Origin of the sequence: Rhodopseudomonas sp., from assembly GCF_036404135.1 — a bacterium.
Taxonomy (GTDB): Bacteria; Pseudomonadota; Alphaproteobacteria; order Rhizobiales; family Xanthobacteraceae; genus Rhodopseudomonas_A.
The window spans coordinates 26,705-45,885 of sequence record NZ_DASWPE010000040.1 but is presented as its reverse complement, the minus strand read 5'-3'; the positions used below and the strand labels follow the sequence as shown (position 1 = coordinate 45,885).

Below are 19,181 nucleotides of genomic sequence, written 5' to 3'. Positions count from 1 at the left end.
AACACCCATTTCATGATCGCGTTGGTTCGCATCGCGTTGAGCCGACCGTACACGTTCGTGGTGCTGGCGCTGCTGTTGTTGATCGTCGGGCCATTGGCCGCGCTGCGCACGCCGACCGACATCTTCCCCAATATCGGCATCCCGGTGATCGGGGTGATCTGGCAATATACCGGGCTGCCGCCGGACCAGATGGCCGGCCGTATCACCACGCCGTTCGAGCGCTCGCTGACCACCACGGTCAACGACATCGAGCACATCGCGGCGAATTCCTATGCCGGCTTCGGCATCGTCAAGATCTTCTTCCAGCCCAATGTCGACATCCGCACCGCCAACGCCCAGGTCACCGCGATTTCGCAGACCCTGCTGAAGCAGATGCCGCCCGGCACCACGCCGCCGTTGATCCTGAATTACTCGGCCTCCACCGTGCCGATCATCCAGCTCGCTTTGTCCGGCGACGGCCTGACCGAGCAGAACCTCGCCGACATCGGCATCAACCAGTTGCGCACCCCGCTGGTGACGGTGCCGGGCGCGGCGATCCCCTATCCGTTCGGCGGCAAGCAGCGCCAGGTGCAGATCGACCTCAACTCGCAGGCGCTGCAGGCGCGCGGGCTGTCGGGGCAGGACGTCGCCAACGCGCTGGCGGCGCAGAACCTGATCACCCCGGTCGGCACCCAGAAGATCGGCGGCTTCGAATACACCGTCAACCTCAACAACTCGCCGCTGAAGTTGGAAGAACTCGGCGACCTGCCGATCAAGACCGTGGGCGGCGCGATGGTCTATGTCCGCGACGTGGCGCAAGTGCGCGACGGCAACCCGCCGCAGACCAACATCGTCCACGTCGACGGCAATCGCTCGGTGCTGATGATGGTGCTGAAGGCCGGCGCGGTGTCGACACTGGATATCATCTCCGGCATCAAGCAGAAAGTGATCGACGTCAAGGCGTCGTTGCCGGACACGCTGAAGATCGGCTTCATCGGCGACCAGTCGGTGTTCGTGCGTGGCGCCATCAGCGGCGTCGCCTTCGAGGGCATCATCGCCGCCCTGCTGACCAGCGTGATGATCCTGCTGTTCCTCGGCTCCTGGCGCTCCACCGTGATCATCGCGGTGTCGATCCCGCTGTCGGTGCTCGGCGCCATCGTGATGCTGTCCTTGGTCGGCGAGACCCTCAACATCATGACGCTGGGCGGCCTGGCGCTCGCGGTCGGCATCCTGGTCGACGACGCCACCGTGACCATCGAGAACATCAACTGGCATCTGGAGCAGGGCAAGGACGTCGAGACCGCGATCATGGACGGCGCCAACCAGATCGTGACGCCGGCCTTCGTCTCGCTCTTGTGCATCTGCATCGTGTTCGTGCCGATGTTCTTCCTGCAGGGCATCGCGCGCTTCCTGTTCGTGCCGATGGCCGAAGCGGTGATGTTCGCGATGGCGTGGTCGTTCCTGTTGTCGCGCACGCTGGTGCCGACGATGGCGAAATATCTGCTGCATCCGCACGCCGAGCATTCGCCGGCCGGCAAGCGCCGTTCGCGCAATCCCTTGATCGCGTTCCAGCACGGCTTCGAGGCGGTGTTCGCGCGGATTCGCTGGGGCTACAGCGAATTGCTGACGCTGGCGATGTCGCGGCGGCCGATCTTCGTGGTCGGCTTTCTGGGCTTCGTCGCGGTGTCGTTCCTGCTGGTGCCGTATCTCGGCCGCAACTTCTTCCCCGCGGTCGACGCCGGACAGATCCTGCTGCACGCCCGCACCCAGATCGGCACCCGCATCGAGGAAAGCGCCAATCAGTTCGCCGACGTGCAAAAGGCGATCCGCAAAATCATTCCGCCGGCCGAGATCGACACCGTCGCCGACAATATCGGCATGCCGATTTCCGGCATCAATCTGACTTACAACACCACCGGCGTAATCGGCACCCAGGACGCCGACATCCAGATCAAGCTCAAGGAAGGCCACCGGCCGACCGAACAATACGTTCAGGCGCTGCGCGAACAATTGCCGCGGCTGTTTCCCGGCATCAGCTTTGCGTTCCTGCCGGCCGACATCGTCAGCCAGATTCTGAATTTCGGCGCGCCGGCACCGATCGACTTGCAGATCCGCGGCGCCAATCTGGCTGCGAACTTCGCCTATGCCAACCAGCTTTTGGCCAAGGTGCGCCGCATCCCCGGCGTCGCCGACGCGCGGATCCAGCAATCGCCGAACAACCCGACGTTCAACATCGACGTCGACCGCACCCGCGCGCAATATGTCGGCGTCACCGAGCGCGACGTCACCAACAGCCTGGTGGTCAATCTGGCCGGTTCCTCGCAGGTCGCGCCGACCTATTACCTCAACCCCGACAATGGCGTGTCGTATTCGATCGTGATGCAGACGCCGCAATACCAGATCGACTCGCTGGAGGCGCTGCAAACCCTGCCGATCACCGCAGTGGGTTCGACGACCCAGCCGATCCTCGGCGGCATCGCCAATATCTCGCGCACCGCCAGCAACGCCGTGCTGTCGCAATACGACATCCAGTCGATGGTGCAGATCTTCGCCACCCCGCAGGGCCGCGACCTCGGCGCGGTCGCCGCCGACATCCGCAAATTGATCGACGAGACCGCCAAGGAGGTGCCGAAAGGCAGCTCGGTGGTGCTGCTCGGCCAGGTGCAGACCATGAATAGCGCCTTCGCCGGACTGCTGTTCGGCCTCTTGGCCGCGATCGTGCTGATCTATCTGCTGATCGTGGTCAACTTCCAGTCCTGGGCCGATCCCTTCGTGATCATCGCCGCGTTGCCGGCGGCGCTCGCCGGCATCGTCTGGATGCTGTTTACCACCCACACCACGCTGTCGGTGCCGGCGCTCACTGGCGCGATCATGTGCATGGGTGTCGCCACCGCCAACAGCGTGCTGGTGATCTCGTTCGCGCGCGAGCGCTACGCGGTGCTCGGCGATCCGGTGAAGGCGGCGCTGGAAGCCGGCTTCGTCCGCTTCCGCCCGGTGATCATGACAGCGCTGGCGATGATCATCGGCATGACGCCGATGGCGCTCGGCCTCGGCGAAGGCGGCGAGCAGAACGCGCCGCTCGGCCGCGCCGTGGTCGGCGGGCTACTGTTCGCCACCGTCGCCACTTTGATATTCGTCCCCGTGGTGTTCAGCATGGTCCACAAGAAACAACCCGCCACCGCGCCCGAATCCTCGCCGGAGATGTCGCATGTCCATTGAGCACGAGACGCGCGAGCCGGACCCGTTCGAGCCGGAGCCCGGCGCGCCGCGGCGGGTGTCACGCCGCAAGCTCGGCATCGCCGGATTGATCGGGCTCAGCGTCGCCGCGGTGATCGTGGTCACCGGGATCATGGCGCGGGAAAAGAGCAGCGCCGAATTGCGCGACTGGACCGACGCCCAGGCGGTGCCCAGCGTCGCGGTGGCGTTGCCGGATGCCAAGCTGCTCACCGCCACGCTCGACCTGCCCGGCCGGCTCGAGGCGTATTATCGCGCGCCGATCTTCGCCCGGGTCTCCGGCTATCTGAAGAGCTGGAACGCCGACATCGGCGCCAAGGTCAAGGCCGGCCAGGTGATCGCCGAGATCGAGGCGCCGGATCTCGATCAGCAATTGCTGCAGGCCAGAGCCGATCTCGCCAGCCAGCAGGCCAGCGCGCGCTTGTCGGAAGCGACCTTGAACCGGCGCAAGACGCTGGTGGCGTCGAATTTCGTCTCGGCGCAGGAAATCGACGAGCGCACCGCCGACCTCGCCAACAAGAAGGCCGCGGTGAATTCCGGCCAGGCCAATGTCGAGCGGCTGGAGGCCTTGGCCGGCTACAAGAAGATCACCGTGCCGTTCGACTGCGTGATCACCGAGCGCAACACAGACGTCGGCGCGCTGATCTCCGGCGGCGCCGGCACTGGCCCTGCGATGTTCGTGATCTCCGACATCCGGAAGCTGCGGGTCTATGTCAACGTGCCGCAGAGCTACGTGCCGGCGATCAAGATCGGCGCCAAGGCGGCACTGACGCTGCCGGACTATCCCAACCGCGCCTTCACCGCGACGCTGGAAGCCTCGTCGCAGGCCGTCGACGTCGGCTCCGGCACCACGCGGATGCAGCTCGCGCTGGACAATGCCGGCGGCGAATTGATGCCGGGCGGCTACGCCAATGTCCGGCTCACCCTGTCGCGCGAGGGCGCGCCGCTGCATATTCCGGCGAGCGCGCTAGTGTTCGGCGCCAGCGGGCTGCGGGTCGCCACCGTCGGCGCCGACGACCGCGTGCTGTTCAAACAGGTCAGAATCGCGCGCGATCTCGGCCGCGACATCGAGATCGCCTCCGGCCTTGCGGCGGAGGATCGCATCATCACCGCGCCGCCCGACGGCATCAATGACGGCGACGCCGTCCGCGTGGTGTCCGGACCGAAAGCCGGCAAGCCGGCGACGGCGTCGGAAAAGCAGGAGTCGAAGGGGTAGGCGCGATCGGCTCACCGTCGGCTGACGCTCGCTCCACCATCGCCGTCATCCTGAGGAACCCGGCGTAGCGCGCAGCGCGAAGCCGGGTCTCGAAGGATGGGCCGCGCGGAGAGCTCTGCTCAGCAGCAATATGATCCAAGACGTCGCCTTTGATTGAGCGACAACACTCGTAGCGTCATCCTTCGAGGCTCGCCTCGTCCTCCATCGTAGCAGGTGCTGCCGTCGCCGGGCTCGCACCTCAGGATGACGGCGCTGGAGATGTTTCGGCGCTGCATCAGCGCAGCCATAGCGCTCCATTCACCGCAGCTATCTGTCAGCGCAGTCCGGCACTCGCTCCACCATCGCCGTCATCCTGAGGAACCCGGCGTAGCTCGAAGAGCGTAGCCGGGTGTCTCGAAGGATGGTCGGCGCGGTGCTGCGCCCGCCCCGTTCAATCCTCGGCCTGCTCCCGCCGGATCGCCTGCCAGCCGATGTCGCGGCGGCAGAAGCCCTGCGGCCAGCGGATCAGATCGATCGCCGCATAGGCGCGGCGTTGCGCCTCGGCGACGCTGTTGCCGCGCGCGGTGACGTTGAGCACCCGCCCGCCATTGGCGAGAATTCTGTCGCCGTCCGCCTTGGTGCCGGCGTGGAAGATCTCCACGCCCTCGACCGCCGCGGCCTCCTCGAGCCCTTCGATCGCGCTGCCCCTGGCATAGTCGCCGGGATAGCCCTGCGCCGCCATCACCACGGTGAGCGCCGGGTCGTCGCTCCAATGAAGTTCGATGCGATCGAGCCCGCCGTCGCAGGACGCCAGCAGCGCCGGCACGATGTCGGAGCCAAGCCGCAGCATCAGCACCTGGCATTCCGGATCGCCGAACCGCACATTGTATTCGATCAGCTTCGGGCCCTGGTCGGTGATCATCAATCCTGCGAACAGCACACCCTTATAGGGCGTGCCGCGCGCGGCCATCTCCCGCAAACTCGGCGTGATGATCTCGTCCATGGTGCGGGCGATCATCGCGGCATCCATCACCGGCGCCGGCGAATAGGCGCCCATGCCGCCGGTGTTCGGTCCATGGTCGCCGTCGAAGGCGCGCTTGTGGTCCTGCGCCGCGGCGAGCGGCAGCGCGTTCTCGCCGTCGCACAACACGAAGAACGACGCCTCCTCGCCAGCCATGAATTCCTCGATCACCACCTCGGCGCCGGCCGCGCCGAAGCCGCCCTCGAACATCATGTCGAGCGCCGCGTCGGCCTCGGCCACAGTCATCGCCACCACCACGCCCTTGCCGGCGGCGAGCCCATCGGCCTTGATGACGATCGGCGCGCCATGCTGCGCGAGATGCGCTTTGGCGGCGGCGAGGTCGCGGAAATGGCCGTAGGCCGCGGTCGGGATATTTTGCGCCGCGCAGATCTGTTTGGTGAAGCTTTTCGAGCCCTCCAGCCGCGCCGCGGCCCGGCTCGGGCCGAACGCCTTGATGCCGGCGGCGGCGAGATCGTCGACGATGCCGGCGGCGAGCGGCGCCTCCGGCCCGACCACCACGAAATCCACCGCGTTCGCCTGGCAAAACCCGATGACCGCTGCGTGGTCGGCGGGGTTGAGCGCCACGCATTCGGCGACCTTGGCGATGCCGGCATTGCCCGGGGCGCACCACAAGTTTGCCACAAGCGGCGACGCCGCGATTTTCCAGGCCAGCGCGTGTTCGCGCCCGCCGGAACCGAGAAGAAGAATGTTCACGCCAAGATCCCTGGACCCGCAAAGATCGCCTGTTTAGGGCGCCTGATCAGGCCGCTCAAGCCCGGTTCTGGCCCATTGGTCCGGTTTGACTTAACCTCGGGGCTGACTTAACCGACGAGGTGGCTATTTTCGGCGTAACGAGGATCCCGTGACCAGCATCGAACCGATCCGCAAGCAGATTGTCGTCGACACCGTGCCGGAGCGCGCGTTCCGCGTGTTCACCGAGCAGCACGGCGCCTGGTGGCCGCTGGAAACCCATCACGTCGGCGACAAGCCGGCGCAAACCGCGATCATCGAGCCGAAGGTCGGCGGCCGCTGGTTCGAGCGCGCTGCCGACGGCACCGAATATCTGTGGGGCCGGGTGCTGGTGTGGGATCCGCCGAACCATCTGGTGATGACCTGGGAAATCGACGGCGACTGGAAACACGACGACGCCCTCGTCACCGAGGTCGACGTCCGCTTCGTGCCGGTCGACGCCGCGCACACTCGGATCGAGTTCGAGCATCGCTTGCTGGAAAACTACGGCGCCAACGCGCATTTCATGCGGGCGCCGATGGATGGCGGCTGGAGCAGCTTCCTGGAACTGTTCGGCGCGCAGACCGAGAAAGCCTGAGAACTCAAGCGCCGCGAAATTGCCGTTTGGCGTTGGCCGCCTAAGTCCTTACCTTTGGCCGACACCAGAGATCAGATTCGATGCCGCCCACGACAGCCGCGCTGCCGAACTCGCCGGAATTCACCGTCACCGAACTGTCCTCCGCGCTGAAGCGGACGGTCGAGGACGCTTACGGCCATGTCCGGGTGCGCGGCGAGATTTCCGGGTTTCGCGGCCCGCATTCCTCCGGCCATTGCTATTTCGCGCTGAAGGACGAAGGCGCCAAGATCGAGGCGGTGATCTGGAAGGGCGTGCACGGCCGCATGCGGTTCAAGCCGCAAGAGGGCCTCGAGGTCATCGCCACCGGCAAGCTGACCACCTATCCGGGCTCCTCGAAATATCAGATCGTGATCGAAGCCATCGAGCCCGCCGGGATCGGCGCGCTGATGGCCTTGATGGAGGAGCGCAAGAGGAAGCTCGGCGCCGAGGGGCTGTTCGACGAGGCCCGCAAGCAGCTGTTGCCCTATCTGCCGGAAGTAATCGGTGTCGTCACCTCGCCCACGGGTGCGGTGATCCGCGATATTCTGCACCGGCTGGAAGACCGCTTCCCGCGCCGCGTGCTGGTGTGGCCGGTCAAGGTGCAGGGCGACGGCTCGGCCGAGCAGATCGCCGCCGCGATCCACGGCTTCAACGCGCTGCCGGAAGGCGGCGATGTCCCCCGCCCCGACCTCTTGATCGTGGCGCGCGGCGGCGGCTCGCTGGAGGATCTGTGGTCGTTCAACGAAGAGATCGTGGTGCGCGCCGCGGCCGACAGCATGATCCCGCTGATTTCGGCCGTGGGCCACGAGACCGACATCACGCTGATCGATTTCGCCGCCGACAAGCGCGCACCGACCCCGACCGCCGCCGCCGAAATGGCGGTTCCGGTGCGTGCCGAACTTTTTATCGAGGTCGGACAATTCGGCCACCGCGCGATGCTGTGCTTCCAGCGCGGCCAGGAGCGCCGCCGCAGCGAGTTGCGCGCCGCCGCAAGGGCGCTGCCCTCGGCCGCCGCACTGCTGGCGATTCCGCGGCAGCGCTTCGATAACGCCGGCGCGGCGCTGCCGCGGGCGCTGCGCGCCAACAGCCATGCGCATCACCGCCGCTTTGCGCAGGCTTGCGCCGGTTTGACGTTGAAAGTGTTGCGCGCGCAGGTGGCGCACGCCACACAGCGGCTCGCCGTCAACGGCGAACGGCTCAGGCATTGCACCCGCGCCACGCTGCGGCATCGCCGCGATCGCTTCAGCGCGCTGGATGCGCGGTTGAAAGCATCCAAGCTCGCCAATCTGCAGGCGCAGCGCGCGCAATTGCTGCGCGACCGCGAGCGCACGCAGCGGCTTGCCGAGCGGGCGCGACGCGCGCTGATGATTGCGCTGCAACGCCAGCGGGCCCGGGTGGCGTCGTCGGGACAGTTACTTGGCGCGCTGTCCTATCGCGGCGTGCTGGCGCGGGGCTTTGCGCTGGTGCGCGACGCGAAGGGGCTGGCGGTGCGTGGCGCAGCGGGTGTCGATCCCGGGGCAAGGCTCAGCCTGGAATTTTCCGACGGCCGGATCGGCGCCACCGCGGATGCCGACGGCCTGCCGGCGCAGGACGCAACTAAGTCCAGCCTCTCGCCGCGGCGCGACACCAAGCCCGCGAAGGCCGCCAGTTCGGCGACGCCGAAGCGGGTGTCGAAATCGATCGATCAGGGCAGTTTGTTTTAGAGACCGGATCCCGCGTAGCTCGGCGCGTTCTCCTGACCATCAGCCGTCATTCCGGGGCGCAAGCGGCGTGAGCCGCGCGCGAACCCGGAATCTCGCGACGACTGATGCGCCTACCACCACGTAGCAAGATTCCGGGTTCGCTCGAGCTATCGCTCTCGCGCCCCGGAATGACGACCACCTGGTCTCACGGCCGATGCCTCAACCCGCCCCCACCACCTCGGTAAACTGCTGGAGGCCGATGAAGGCGACGTCCTCCTCCAGCACCAGATAGACCGGGATCTGCGCGAGGTAGCTGCGAAACCTCCCCTTGTCCTCGAAGCGCGCGCGGAATTGCGACCCCGCCAGGTGCTCCATCATGTGATGGATGATGCCGCCGGCGACATAGATGCCGCCCTTGGCGCCGAGGATCAGCGCCAGATTGCCGGCGACGCTGCCGAGCAGCGCGCAAAACAGATCGACGGCTTCGCGGCAGGTCGCGCAGGAGCCCTCGACGCCGGCCTGGGTGATCTGCGGCGCGGCGCGCGGCGGCAGCGCCAAGCCGTCGAGCGTCACCAGCGCGCCGTAGAGATTTTCCAATCCGCTGCCGGACAGTGCGCGCTCGGCCGAGACGTGGCCGAATTTGCGCCGCAACTCCCCGATCACCGCATCCTCGCGCGCATTGACGCCGGCGAGCGTGGCGTGGCCGCCTTCGCCGGGCAGCACGATGCGGCCTTGCGGCAGCGGCACGTTGGCGGCCATGCCGAGCCCGGTGCCGGGGCCGAGCGCGAACAGCGGCGCGGCAGCCATCGCTTCGCCGCCGCCGAGCTGGCGCAACTTCGCGGCTGGAATGGCCGATAACGACCACGCCACCGCTTCGAAATCATTGATCACCCGCACCGAGGGAATGTCGAACGCCGCCTTCAGTTCGGCGGCGTCGATCACCCACGGCGAATTGGTCATCACGCAGCGGCCGTTCACCACGGTGCCTGCGACCGCGAGATGCGCGGCGCGGACCTTGCCACCACCGGGCTGGCCGCGCAGATAGGCGGCCATCGCCTCGGCGAAGCTCGGATAATCGCGGCCCACCAGATGCGCGACGGCGCCGACCGCGCCGCCCTGCAGCAGCGCGAAGCGCGCATTGGTGCCGCCGATATCGGCAAGCAGCACCGGCGTGTCATTGGCCTCGGGCTGTCCGGTCATCCCTGCCGCGCCGCCTTGATGGCCTCGGCAAACCAGCGGAACGAGGTCTTCGGAATCCGCTGCAGCGTGTTGTAGTCGACATAGGTCAGCCCGAACCGCACGCTGTAGCCGGAATCCCATTCGAAATTGTCGAGCAGCGACCACACGAAGTAACCGCGCACGTCGGCGCCCGCGGCCACCGCCCGGTCCATCGCCTCGATGTAGTCGCGCAGGAAGCCGATGCGTCCAGGGTCGACGACCGCGCCGCTGGCGTCGGGCTGGTCGTGGCTGCCATAGCCGTTTTCGGTGACATAGATCGGCAGCTTGTAGCGCTTGTGAACCTTCAGCAGCGTCTCGCCAAATGCCGGCGCGTTGATCGGCCAGTCGATCGGCGTCAGCGGCAGTCCGGGCGGCCGGTCGCCCCAGTTGAAGCCCATCATCGCGTCGGGATCGGCCTTGGCATAGACCGGGCTATAATGATTGAGGCCGAACCAATCGGCCGGGCGATGAATCCGCTCGGGGTCGCCGGGCTGCAGATGCGGCTGGATTCCGGGCAGCATGATCTCGGGATAGCTGCCGAGGAATTGCGGATCGGGATAGGCCTGGTTCCAATAGGCGCCGAACAGCTCCGCCGCCGCCGCGTCGGCCGGGGTGGACGGCAAGATCGGCTGCACGTTGTGGATCGAGCCGATCGAGGCGCCCGGGACCAGCGCGCGCAGCACATCGACCGCAGCGCCATGCGCCAGATTGACGTGGTGGATGGTGCGATGCAGCTTGTCGTCGGCGGAATGATCGCGCTTGCCGAGCGAGCGGCTGAACAGGCTGAAGATCGACGGTTCGTTGAAGGTGGCGAAGCGCTTGACGCGGTCGCCGTAACGCTTGGCCACCAGCGTGGCGTAATCGGTGAACCACACCACCGATTCGCGGCTCATCCAGCCGCCCTGGTCCTCCAGCGCCTGCGGCAGGTCCCAATGATACAGGCACAGCCACGGCTCGATGCCGGCGGCGAGCAGCGCGTCGATCAGCCGGTCATAGAAGGCAAGCCCCTGTTCGTTGATCGCGCCGCGGCCCTGCGGCAACAGCCGCGGCCACGCCACCGAGAACCGATAGGCCTGCACGCCCAGTGCTTTCATCAGGGCGACATCCTCGGCGTAGCGATGATAATGATCGCAGGCGACGTCGCCGGTGTCGTGATTCTTGATCTCGCCATCGCGGCAGTAGGTGTCCCAGATGCTGGGGCCGCGGCCGCCTTCTTGAGTCGCGCCTTCGATCTGGAAGCTCGAGGTCGAAACGCCCCAGATGAATTCGCGCTTGAGCGCGGTCAGCGCCGGCAGTTTCGTAGAGGCTTCGCTTGCTGCCGTCTCGGGAATGGATACCGCCACTGTCGTCCTCCGGCTGTTCCGATGCAGGCTCTATCGATAGTCCCTTCGGACCCAATAAGGTGTTGTGTTATATCAAAGATTCCGCAGTCCGCGATTGCGAAGATAAACCGGGTGAATAAGGAGATGGATGGGTGCGACGAACCAGATGGGGCGGCATCGCCGACGGCTGTTTCGAACCAAGCGGCTTCTTTCGGGTCGAGCAGGATGACGGGGTGTTCTGGTTCGTCGATCCCGACGGCGGCCGGTTTCTATCCAAGGGCGTCAACAACGTCCGGTTCGATCCGGACCAGATTCGCGGCACCGATCGGGTGCCCTATGCCGAGGCCTGCCTCGCCAAATACGGCAGCCGCAACGAATGGCGCCGCGCTGCGGCCGAGCGCTTGACCGGGTGGGATTTCAACACGCTGGGTTGCTGGTCCGACGAAATCGTCGCCGGCGCCGGCCTGGCGCCGCTGGCGACCGCGCCCATCGTCGACCTCGGCGCGTCGTTCTGGCTGCATCGCCACGGCCAGCGCTTTCCCGACGTGTTCGATGCCGAATTCGACAACCACATCCGGCAACGCGCCAGGGAGCTGTGCACGCCGCGGCGCAACGCCCCCGAACTGCTCGGCACCTTCATCGACAATGAATTGTACTGGTCGCCGGACTGGCGCGGCCATGATGAGCTGTTGACCACCTTCCTGAATTTTCCGCCCGGCCGCGCCGGCCGCGTCACCGCGATCGCCGCGCTGCAACAGCATTATGGCGAGTTCGCCCATTTCAACGTGATCTGGCATACGCCGGTGCGATCCTGGGAAGCGCTGCACGCGCTCGACAGCATCGTGGCGCCGTTCGTGCGCGCGGCGCCGGGCGGCGACTACGCCACGCTCGAAGCGGATGCCAACCGCAACCCGCGGCGCGCCGCCTTCGCCGCCGATTGCGACGCCTTCGCCGCGGTGGTGGCCGATCGTTACTTCGAACTCTGCACGGCGGCGATCAAGGCGGCCGATCCCAATCATCTGGTGCTCGGGGCGCGACTCGGCGCGCTGCCGCATGACGGCGTGGTCGCCGCCGCCGGCCGCCACCTCGATGTGATTTCGTTCAATTGCTACGGCTTCGATCCGTCGGCCTTGCTCGACGCCTATGCGGCGACCGGCAAGCCCTGCATGATCACCGAGTTTGCGTTTCGCGGCGACGACGTCGGGCTGCCCAACAGCAGCGGCGGCGGCCCGCGGGTCGCCACCCAGGCCGACCGCGCCCGCGCCTTTGAGCGCTACGTCGCGGCGGCGCTGATCAAGCCGAATCTGGTCGGCTATCACTGGTTCGAGCACGCCGACCAACCCGCCGAAGGCCGCTTCGACGGCGAGGATTGCAATTACGGCACCGTGACGATCAAGGACGAGATCTATCCCGAACTGACCGCGTCGATGAGCCGGCTAAATGCCGCAGCGGAGAGCCTTCATCTCAAGGCCGCGGCGGCGCGCCCCGCGGCTTAAACCCCGCGGCGTTCGTCACTGGGAAAGCGTCAGCGCAGATCGACGGGCCGGCTCATGAGGCGGCCTCCGACCCGGCGCGGAGTTTGGCCGGCACCAGTTGTTCGAATTGTGACGGAATGTAATCGCGGCCCTGCTCGTCGGTGATGACCACCTGCCAGCCTTCGCTGACCCAGATCCGCGCCTTGGCGATGGCGATCAGCGCGCTGATTCGGCTGCTTCTCATGGTCTCGTTGTCGCGCTCCGCGGTGATTTTATAGCTCAAACGTCCAACTCCAAATCGATCAACCGTCAGATTGTGCCCGATGCTGAGGGCTGCAATTCGCCGTCAACGCGGCAATTTGGCGATGGCAATTTGGCAATGGCCGATGCCGCGGGGTCCAACCCTGAGCCGGGCATTTTGATCCACGCCGATCCGGCCGATCGCGGACGCAGCCCGACGGCCCGGACATTCTTTCCGGTTTCAACCGCACCAGGCTTGAAACTGCGCCGGCGATCTGCTCAGCCAATCGAAACAGCGGAGCGCGTTCCACATTGATGCGACTGAGGTCTCACAGGACGACCGGGCGGGCCGCCTGGCTGCTCGCGGCCGCGCTCGCGATGTTGGTGGTCGCGACCGTGGCGCTGGCCTACAGCCTGATGCAGATCCGCGATAATTCGTCCTGGGTGCGGCACACCAACGACGTGCTGCGGCTGATCGCCGGTATCGAACGCGCGGTGCTGCAGGCCGAATCCGGCGAACGCGGCTATTTGCTGACCCGGGTCGGCGAATATCGCGCGGCTTATGAGACCGCGAAATCGGCGCTGCCCCACGCGATCGACGATCTCGCAAAGATCGTCGGCGACAGTGCCGAGCAGCAGCAAAATCTGGCCGCGGTGCGCAGCAGTATCGAGATGCGGCTGGCGCAATTGCAGCGCGTCGTCGAGCTGGCGCAGGACGATCCGCAGACCTCGCTCGATATTCTCGAACAGGCCCGCGTCGATCTGCTGACCCAGCGGATCGAACGCGGCCTCTCGACGATGACGAAATACGAGCAGGCGGTGCTCAAGGAGCGGCAGCGCAATTTCGAGCGGTCGAACTTCGCGGCCGCCGCGGTGGCCACCTGCCTGGTGATTCTGGCGCTGGCGTCGGGATGCGTCGGCGCATTCCTGATCGAGCGCCAGCGCACTATGGCGCGGCAGCAGGCCAGCGACCAACGGCTTCGCGAGTTGCAGGCCGAATTGCTCCACGTGGCGAGATTGGGCACCATGGGCGAGATGTCGGCGGCGCTGGCGCATGAGCTCAACCAGCCGCTGGCGGCGATCGCCAATTACCTGAAGGGCTCGCGCCGGCTGTTGCAGGACAGCACCGACAAATCGGCCGAGCGCATCCGCACCGCGCTCGACAAGGCCGCCGAACAGGCGCTGCGCGCCGGCGAGGTGATCCAGCGGCTGCGCCAATTCGTGTCGCGCGGCGAGACCGAAAAAACCAACGAGCGCCTCGACCGTATCGTCGACGACGCGTTGGCGCTGGCGCTGGTCGTCGCCAAGGACCGCGCGGTCGAGGTCTCGGTCAACCTCGATCCGACCGCGGAGCGCGTACTGGTCGATAAGGTGCAGATCCAGCAGTTGCTGTTGAACCTGATCCGTAACGCGCTGGAGGCAATGGAGCATCAGGAGCCGAGAGAGCTGGAGATTTCCAGCCGCCGCGGCGAGGACGGAATGCTCGAGGTGGTGGTCGCCGATAACGGCCCCGGCATCGACCCGCAGCTCGCGGACAAGCTGTTTTTGCCGTTCATGACCACCAAGACCAGCGGCATGGGCGTCGGGCTGTCGCTCTGCCGCACCATCGTGACCGCGCATGGCGGTGACATCCAGGCCGAACCGCGGCCCGGCGGCGGCACCGTGTTCCGTTTCACTATCCCGAGCGCGGACCCGCTGTAATCGTATTCGCTAGAGCTATTCCGGTTCTGATCAAATCAGAACCGAAGCTCTAGTTTGTTATTTTGACGCGTTTTCTTCCCGCGAACCGGGACCCACTTCGCTCGAAAACGCTATGGCGTCGCGGCGCCGAACGAAACTTACGCCCGCGCCCGAGCAATCAGGCCCGCGGCAATTTGCAAAGTGACGCCGACCATGAACACGCCGCCCACCAGCAGCGTCCAGGACGGCTGCGGATGTGCGTCCAGGATGATATTCCAGACCGACACGAACACCGCCAGCGCCGCGAGAAAGGTGCCGGTGGCGCTCAGCCGCTCGATCCATTTCACCCGGGGCGTCGCCGCATGATCGCCGCCTTGCGCGGCGGCCGGCGGCAGATCGATCCCCAGATAGAAGCCGATGACCGCGTAGACCATCATCGCCAGGATCACTACGGGAAAGGTCAGGATTTCGACGCCGGCGCGGCCGAGATGCGCCGCGACGAACAGGCCGCCCGCCGCTCCCATCATCGCCAGACCGCTTCGCTCCAGGACGTGCGCCAGCCGACTTGCGCGTGAACGGTCGAAGCCGCTTGCCGTAGACGGCGTTGCACATCGGCTGGTCTCGAAGGCCGTAATCCAGGGCGTCGTTGACTTCACAGAGGTCGCCATTGCTGCTTCCCTTCTGAGTTCCTATCCGCTGTCCCATCACGCGATGGCAGGCCGAACAGAATGCCGGATCGCGACGCATGGACTGCGGTCCGGCTTCGGGTGAGCCGTTCAACAGTGAGACATGCGACCAAAGTGGGGGTTCAAGGAGGGGGCAGCCAATCAAGAAATTGTGCAACTGCGAATGCGCAATTCACACCGCAAGCGCGCGCGGCTGCGCGACCAGGCGACCTCCGATCCGGGCCAAGACGCCGGCCGCGGTGCAACCGCGGCGCCGTTGCGTGTCAGGCCGATGCGGGCCGCCCGATCAGCACCGCCCGGATGTCGTTGACGTTGGTGCCGGTCGGCCCCGTGCGCACGCAATCGCCGATCGCGTCGAACAGGCTGAAGCTGTCATGCGCGGCGAGCAGCGCGCGCGGATCGACCCCGGCGGCGCGCGCCCGCGCCAGCGTATCGGGCGTCACTACGGCGCCGGCGGCGTCTTCGGTGCCGTCGATGCCGTCGCTGTCGCCGGCCAAGGCAAAAATATCCGGCTCGCCGGCCATCGCGATGGCAAAGCCGAGCAGGAATTCGGTGTTGCGTCCGCCGCGACCGGCTGGCCCCTTGCCGATCGTCACCGTGGTCTCGCCGCCCGACAGCAGCACCGCCGGCGGCTTCACCGGATGCCCGTGCAGCCGCACCGAACGGGCGATGCCGGCCATCACGATGCCGAGTTCGCGGCTCTCGCCTTCGATGGCGTCGCCGAGGATCAGCGGCGTCAGCCCGGCCTTGGTTGCTGCCTCGGCCGCGGCGGCGAGCGCCAGCGATGGTGCCGCGATGATGTGCACGCTATTGCGGGCGTCGAGCGATTTCGGCGTCTCGATGCCGGCCGCAAGCACCGCCAGCGCGCTCGCCGGCAGATCGAGTTGATAGCGCGCGATGATGTCGCGCACCTCGGCCAGCGTGGAAGGATCGGCGACCGTCGGGCCGGAAGCGATCGCGGCCGGATCGTCGCCGGGGATGTCGCTGATCGCCAGGGTGACCACCCGCGCCGGATGCGCGGCGAGCGCAAGCCGGCCACCCTTGATCGCCGACAGATGTTTGCGCACCGCGTTCATCTCGACGATGCCGGCGCCGCTGGCGAGCAGGCTTTTGTTGATCGCTTGCTTTTCCGCCAGCGTGATGCCGCCCGCCGGCTGCACCATCAGCGCCGAGCCGCCGCCGGAGATCAACGCGATTACCAGGTCGTCCGGGCCGAGGCCCTGCACCGCCGCCAGCATTTGCCGGCCGGCCTGTTGGCTTGCCGCGTCGGGCGTCGGATGCGCGGCTTCCAGGACGCCGATGCGGCCGCGCGCGGCGCCCGGGTCCAGCCCCTGGCCGTGGCGTGTCACCACCACGCCGCTGAGTTCGACATCGGGCCACGCCGCATCGACCGCCGCCGCCATCGCCGCCGCGGCCTTGCCGGCGCCGACCACCACGCAGCGGCCTTTCGGTTTTTCTGGCAAGTGCCGCAGCACCGCGGCGCCCGGTTCGGCGCTGGCGACCGCGGCGTCGAAGATCTGCCGAAGCGCTTTGCGCGCTTCGGCCTCGGTCCAGTGGGATGCGGAGGCGGCGTCAGACATTCGAGCTATGGATCGCCTCCACCACGGCGTCGGTGACCTGCTGGGTGCTCGCGGTACCGCCGACGTCCGGGGTGACGATGCCGGCGCCGGTGACCTGCTCGACCGCACGCATCAGCCGCGCCGAAGCCTCCGTCTCGCCGAGATGATCGAGCATCTGCGCCGCGGTCCAGAAGCTGGCGACCGGGTTGGCGATGCCCTTGCCGGTGATGTCAAAGGCCGAGCCATGGATCGGCTCGAACATCGAGGGAAACCGCCGCTCCGGGTTGATGTTGGCGGTCGGCGCCACGCCGAGGCTGCCGGCCAGCGCGCCGGCGAGATCCGACAGGATGTCGGCGTGCAGGTTGGTGGCGACGATGGTGTCGAGGCTTTGCGGCTTCAGCGTCATTCGCACCGTCATCGCGTCGACCAGCATCTTGTCCCAGGTGACATCGGGAAAATCCTCGGAGACTTCCGCGGCGATCTCGTCCCACATCACCATGCCGTGGCGTTGCGCGTTTGACTTGGTCACCACGGTCAAGAACTTCCGTGGCCGCGACTGCGCCAGCCTGAAGGCGAAACGCATGATACGCTCGACCCCGACCCGGGTAAACACCGCGAGTTCGGTGCCGACTTCCTCGGGCAGCCCGCGATGCACGCGACCGCCGCAGCCGGCATATTCGCCTTCCGAGTTCTCACGCACGATCACCCAGTCGAGATCGCCGATCCCGACATTGCGCAACGGCGAGGTGATACCGGGCAGGATCTTGGTCGGCCGCACATTGGCGTATTGATCGAAGCCCTGGCAGATCGGCAGCCGCAGCCCCCACAGCGTGATGTGGTCGGGCACCACCGGGTCGCCGACCGCGCCGAAATAGATCGCGTCGAAGGTCTTCAGCGTGGCGAGGCCGTCGGCCGGCATCATCACGCCGTGCTTGCGATAATAGTCGGAGCCCCAGTCGAAGGTCTGGACGTTAAACTTGACGTCGCCGAGACGCTTCTGCAGGCTTTCCAGCACCGTGGTGCCGGCGGCAATCACTTCGGGGCCGATGCCGTCCGCCGGGATCGCCGCGATTGAATATTCACGCATCTGAAGTCTCCGAACTGATTGTTGGGTTTAACGAGACGCCGCGGCCGCGGCGGCCTCTGCTTTCGCGGTGTTGCGCTGCGAGCGCGCCAGGATCAGCGTCAGCAACGCCGACAGCACCAGCAGCGCTGCGACGAAGAACAGCCCGCCCTTGAAGCTGCCGGTGAGATCCTTGATCCAGCCGATCATCGCCGGCCCGGCAAAGCCGCCGAGATTGCCGATCGAGTTGATGGTGGCGATGCCGGCCGCGGCGGCCGAGCCGGACAGGAACATGGTCGGCATGCTCCACAGCGGCGGCTTGGCCGAACTGATGCCGATATTGACCAGCGACAGCGCCAGCAGCACCGCGATCACGCTGCCGGCGAAGCCGGCCAGCACCAGGCCGACGGCCGCCAGGATGCAGGCGCTGACCACGTGCCAGGTGCGTTCGCCGCTGCGATCGGAATGCCGCGCCCACAGCACCATCGCGACCACCGCGACCACGCCCGGAATCGCGTTGAGGAAGCCGATCTGCAGCGCAGAGAGGCCGAATTCCTTGATGATCTGCGGCGCCCAGATCCCGAGCGTGTAGAGCCCCGCCGAGGTGCCGAAATACACCAAAGCCAGCGCGATCACCCGCAGATCGGCGAGGCCGCGCCAGATGCTGTGGCTGGCGGTGCCGGCCTTCTGCGCGGTTTCGGCGTCCATCGTGCCGACCAGCCAGTTGCGCTCGTCGGGCTTCAGCCACTTCGCCTGCTCCGGCCGATCAGTCATATAAAACAGCACCACCACGCCGAGTATCAAAGCCGGAATCGCCTCGACGATGAACATCCATTGCCAGCCGCTGAGGCCCATCAGACCGTGCATTTCCAACAGGGCGCCGGACACCGGCGAGCCCAGCACCGTCGACAGCGGCGCCGCCGCCATGAACACCGCGGTCATCGCCGCGCGCTGGCGCGCCGGAAACCAGAAGCTGAGATAGAGAATGATGCCCGGGAAGAACCCGGCTTCCGCGGCGCCGAGCAGAAAGCGCAGCACATAGAAGCTGGTGGAGCCCTGCACGAAGGCCATCGCGCCGGAGATCAGGCCCCAGGTGATCATCACCCGGGCGATCCAGATCCGCGCGCCGACCTTGTTAAGCACCAGGTTGGACGGCACTTCGAACAGGAAATAGCCGAAAAAGAAGATGCCGGCGCCGAAGCCGAACACGCTCGGCGAGAAGCCTAAGTCCTTGTTCATCGTCAGCGCCGCGAACCCGATGTTCACGCGGTCGATGAAGGCGACGAAATACAGCAGCATCACGAACGGCACGATGCGCATCGACACCTTGCGCAGCGTACGTGTTTCCAGCTCGGCACTCATTGGAAGGCTCCTCGCCCGGTTTTGATTTGCTTTTGATTGTGACGCATTTCTGGGCATTTCCGGCGGGCACCCTTACCCCGCGCCGGGAACTGCTCAAGGGACGTTGGTTTATACAAAAAA

At 66.3% G+C, this 19,181-nt stretch carries 14 protein-coding genes; 6 read left to right on the top strand and 8 right to left on the bottom strand.

Features of this window, described 5'->3' with window-relative positions; translation table 11 throughout:
- Positions 1 to 12: 12 nt before the first annotated feature.
- Positions 13 to 3,198 carry an efflux RND transporter permease subunit gene (locus tag VGC77_RS04950; RefSeq protein ID WP_331170458.1) on the top strand — a complete coding sequence of 1,062 codons (3,186 nt, stop codon included), beginning with the start codon at positions 13 to 15 and terminating at the stop codon, positions 3,196 to 3,198.
- Positions 3,188 to 4,429 (top strand): efflux RND transporter periplasmic adaptor subunit, encoded by a 1,242-nt coding sequence (locus VGC77_RS04945; protein WP_331170457.1) that lies wholly within the window; start codon positions 3,188 to 3,190, stop codon positions 4,427 to 4,429. Before VGC77_RS04950 ends, VGC77_RS04945 begins: the two co-directional genes overlap by 11 nt.
- Before the next feature lie 430 nt (positions 4,430 to 4,859).
- On the opposite strand, the gene purD is transcribed toward VGC77_RS04945, so the two are convergent.
- The gene (gene purD / locus VGC77_RS04940) at positions 4,860 to 6,143 is read right to left on the bottom strand and encodes a phosphoribosylamine--glycine ligase (protein ID WP_331170456.1); all 1,284 of its coding nucleotides are present in this window, start codon (positions 6,141 to 6,143) and stop codon (positions 4,860 to 4,862) included.
- 148 nt (positions 6,144 to 6,291) lie between these two features.
- Here purD and VGC77_RS04935 point away from each other — a divergent pair, with 148 nt between their 5' ends.
- Positions 6,292 to 6,756, top strand: a complete 465-nt coding sequence (locus tag VGC77_RS04935; RefSeq protein ID WP_331170455.1) for an SRPBCC family protein — start codon at positions 6,292 to 6,294, stop codon at positions 6,754 to 6,756.
- Between the two features lie 80 nt (positions 6,757 to 6,836).
- A complete protein-coding gene (gene xseA / locus VGC77_RS04930; RefSeq protein ID WP_331170454.1) occupies positions 6,837 to 8,477 on the top strand; it encodes an exodeoxyribonuclease VII large subunit in 1,641 nt (546 codons plus the stop codon).
- A gap of 198 nt (positions 8,478 to 8,675) precedes the next feature.
- On the opposite strand, the gene glk is transcribed toward xseA, so the two are convergent.
- A complete protein-coding gene (gene glk, locus VGC77_RS04925) occupies positions 8,676 to 9,656 on the bottom strand; it encodes a glucokinase (protein WP_331170453.1) in 981 nt (326 codons plus the stop codon).
- The gene (locus VGC77_RS04920; protein ID WP_414709611.1) at positions 9,653 to 11,017 is read right to left on the bottom strand and encodes a GH1 family beta-glucosidase; all 1,365 of its coding nucleotides are present in this window, start codon (positions 11,015 to 11,017) and stop codon (positions 9,653 to 9,655) included. The genes glk and VGC77_RS04920 overlap by 4 nt, the downstream gene beginning before the upstream one ends.
- A gap of 131 nt (positions 11,018 to 11,148) precedes the next feature.
- On the opposite strand from VGC77_RS04920, the gene VGC77_RS04915 reads away from it, so the two are divergent.
- Entirely contained in the window at positions 11,149 to 12,492 is a 1,344-nt protein-coding gene (locus tag VGC77_RS04915; protein ID WP_331170452.1) for an agarase, read from the top strand.
- Between the two features lie 52 nt (positions 12,493 to 12,544).
- On the opposite strand, the gene VGC77_RS04910 is transcribed toward VGC77_RS04915, so the two are convergent.
- Positions 12,545 to 12,754: a hypothetical protein gene (locus VGC77_RS04910; protein ID WP_331170451.1), complete on the bottom strand. Its 210-nt coding sequence runs from the start codon at positions 12,752 to 12,754 to the stop codon at positions 12,545 to 12,547.
- A 335-nt stretch (positions 12,755 to 13,089) separates the two neighbouring features.
- Between VGC77_RS04910 and VGC77_RS04905 the strand changes: the two genes are divergently transcribed.
- Positions 13,090 to 14,412 carry a sensor histidine kinase gene (locus tag VGC77_RS04905; RefSeq protein ID WP_331170450.1) on the top strand — a complete coding sequence of 441 codons (1,323 nt, stop codon included), beginning with the start codon at positions 13,090 to 13,092 and terminating at the stop codon, positions 14,410 to 14,412.
- A gap of 137 nt (positions 14,413 to 14,549) precedes the next feature.
- On the opposite strand, the gene VGC77_RS04900 is transcribed toward VGC77_RS04905, so the two are convergent.
- The 4 genes from VGC77_RS04900 to VGC77_RS04885 form a co-directional block, all read right to left on the bottom strand.
- Positions 14,550 to 14,918, bottom strand: coding sequence for a hypothetical protein (locus tag VGC77_RS04900; RefSeq protein WP_331170449.1), 369 nt, complete (start codon positions 14,916 to 14,918; stop codon positions 14,550 to 14,552).
- Between the two features lie 422 nt (positions 14,919 to 15,340).
- A complete protein-coding gene (locus tag VGC77_RS04895) occupies positions 15,341 to 16,657 on the bottom strand; it encodes a glycerate kinase (RefSeq protein ID WP_331170448.1) in 1,317 nt (438 codons plus the stop codon).
- Complete coding sequence (locus tag VGC77_RS04890; protein WP_331170447.1) at positions 16,650 to 17,723, bottom strand: tartrate dehydrogenase; 1,074 nt, start codon at positions 17,721 to 17,723, stop codon at positions 16,650 to 16,652. Before VGC77_RS04890 ends, VGC77_RS04895 begins: the two co-directional genes overlap by 8 nt.
- Positions 17,724 to 17,750: 27 nt before the next feature.
- On the bottom strand, positions 17,751 to 19,061 hold the full coding sequence (locus VGC77_RS04885) for an MFS transporter (protein WP_331170446.1): 1,311 nt from the start codon (positions 19,059 to 19,061) through the stop codon (positions 17,751 to 17,753).
- Positions 19,062 to 19,181 lie beyond the last annotated feature (120 nt).

Coding starts and splice junctions, on each gene's coding strand:
- glk (WP_331170453.1), bottom strand. CDS start 9,656: ATGACCGGACAGCCCGAGGCCAATGACACGCCGGTGCTGCTTGCCGAT.
- VGC77_RS04950 (WP_331170458.1), top strand. CDS start 13: ATGATCGCGTTGGTTCGCATCGCGTTGAGCCGACCGTACACGTTCGTG.
- VGC77_RS04900 (WP_331170449.1), bottom strand. CDS start 14,918: ATGATGGGAGCGGCGGGCGGCCTGTTCGTCGCGGCGCATCTCGGCCGC.
- xseA (WP_331170454.1), top strand. CDS start 6,837: ATGCCGCCCACGACAGCCGCGCTGCCGAACTCGCCGGAATTCACCGTC.
- VGC77_RS04885 (WP_331170446.1), bottom strand. CDS start 19,061: ATGAGTGCCGAGCTGGAAACACGTACGCTGCGCAAGGTGTCGATGCGC.
- VGC77_RS04895 (WP_331170448.1), bottom strand. CDS start 16,657: ATGTCTGACGCCGCCTCCGCATCCCACTGGACCGAGGCCGAAGCGCGC.
- VGC77_RS04905 (WP_331170450.1), top strand. CDS start 13,090: ATGTTGGTGGTCGCGACCGTGGCGCTGGCCTACAGCCTGATGCAGATC.
- VGC77_RS04890 (WP_331170447.1), bottom strand. CDS start 17,723: ATGCGTGAATATTCAATCGCGGCGATCCCGGCGGACGGCATCGGCCCC.
- VGC77_RS04945 (WP_331170457.1), top strand. CDS start 3,188: ATGTCCATTGAGCACGAGACGCGCGAGCCGGACCCGTTCGAGCCGGAG.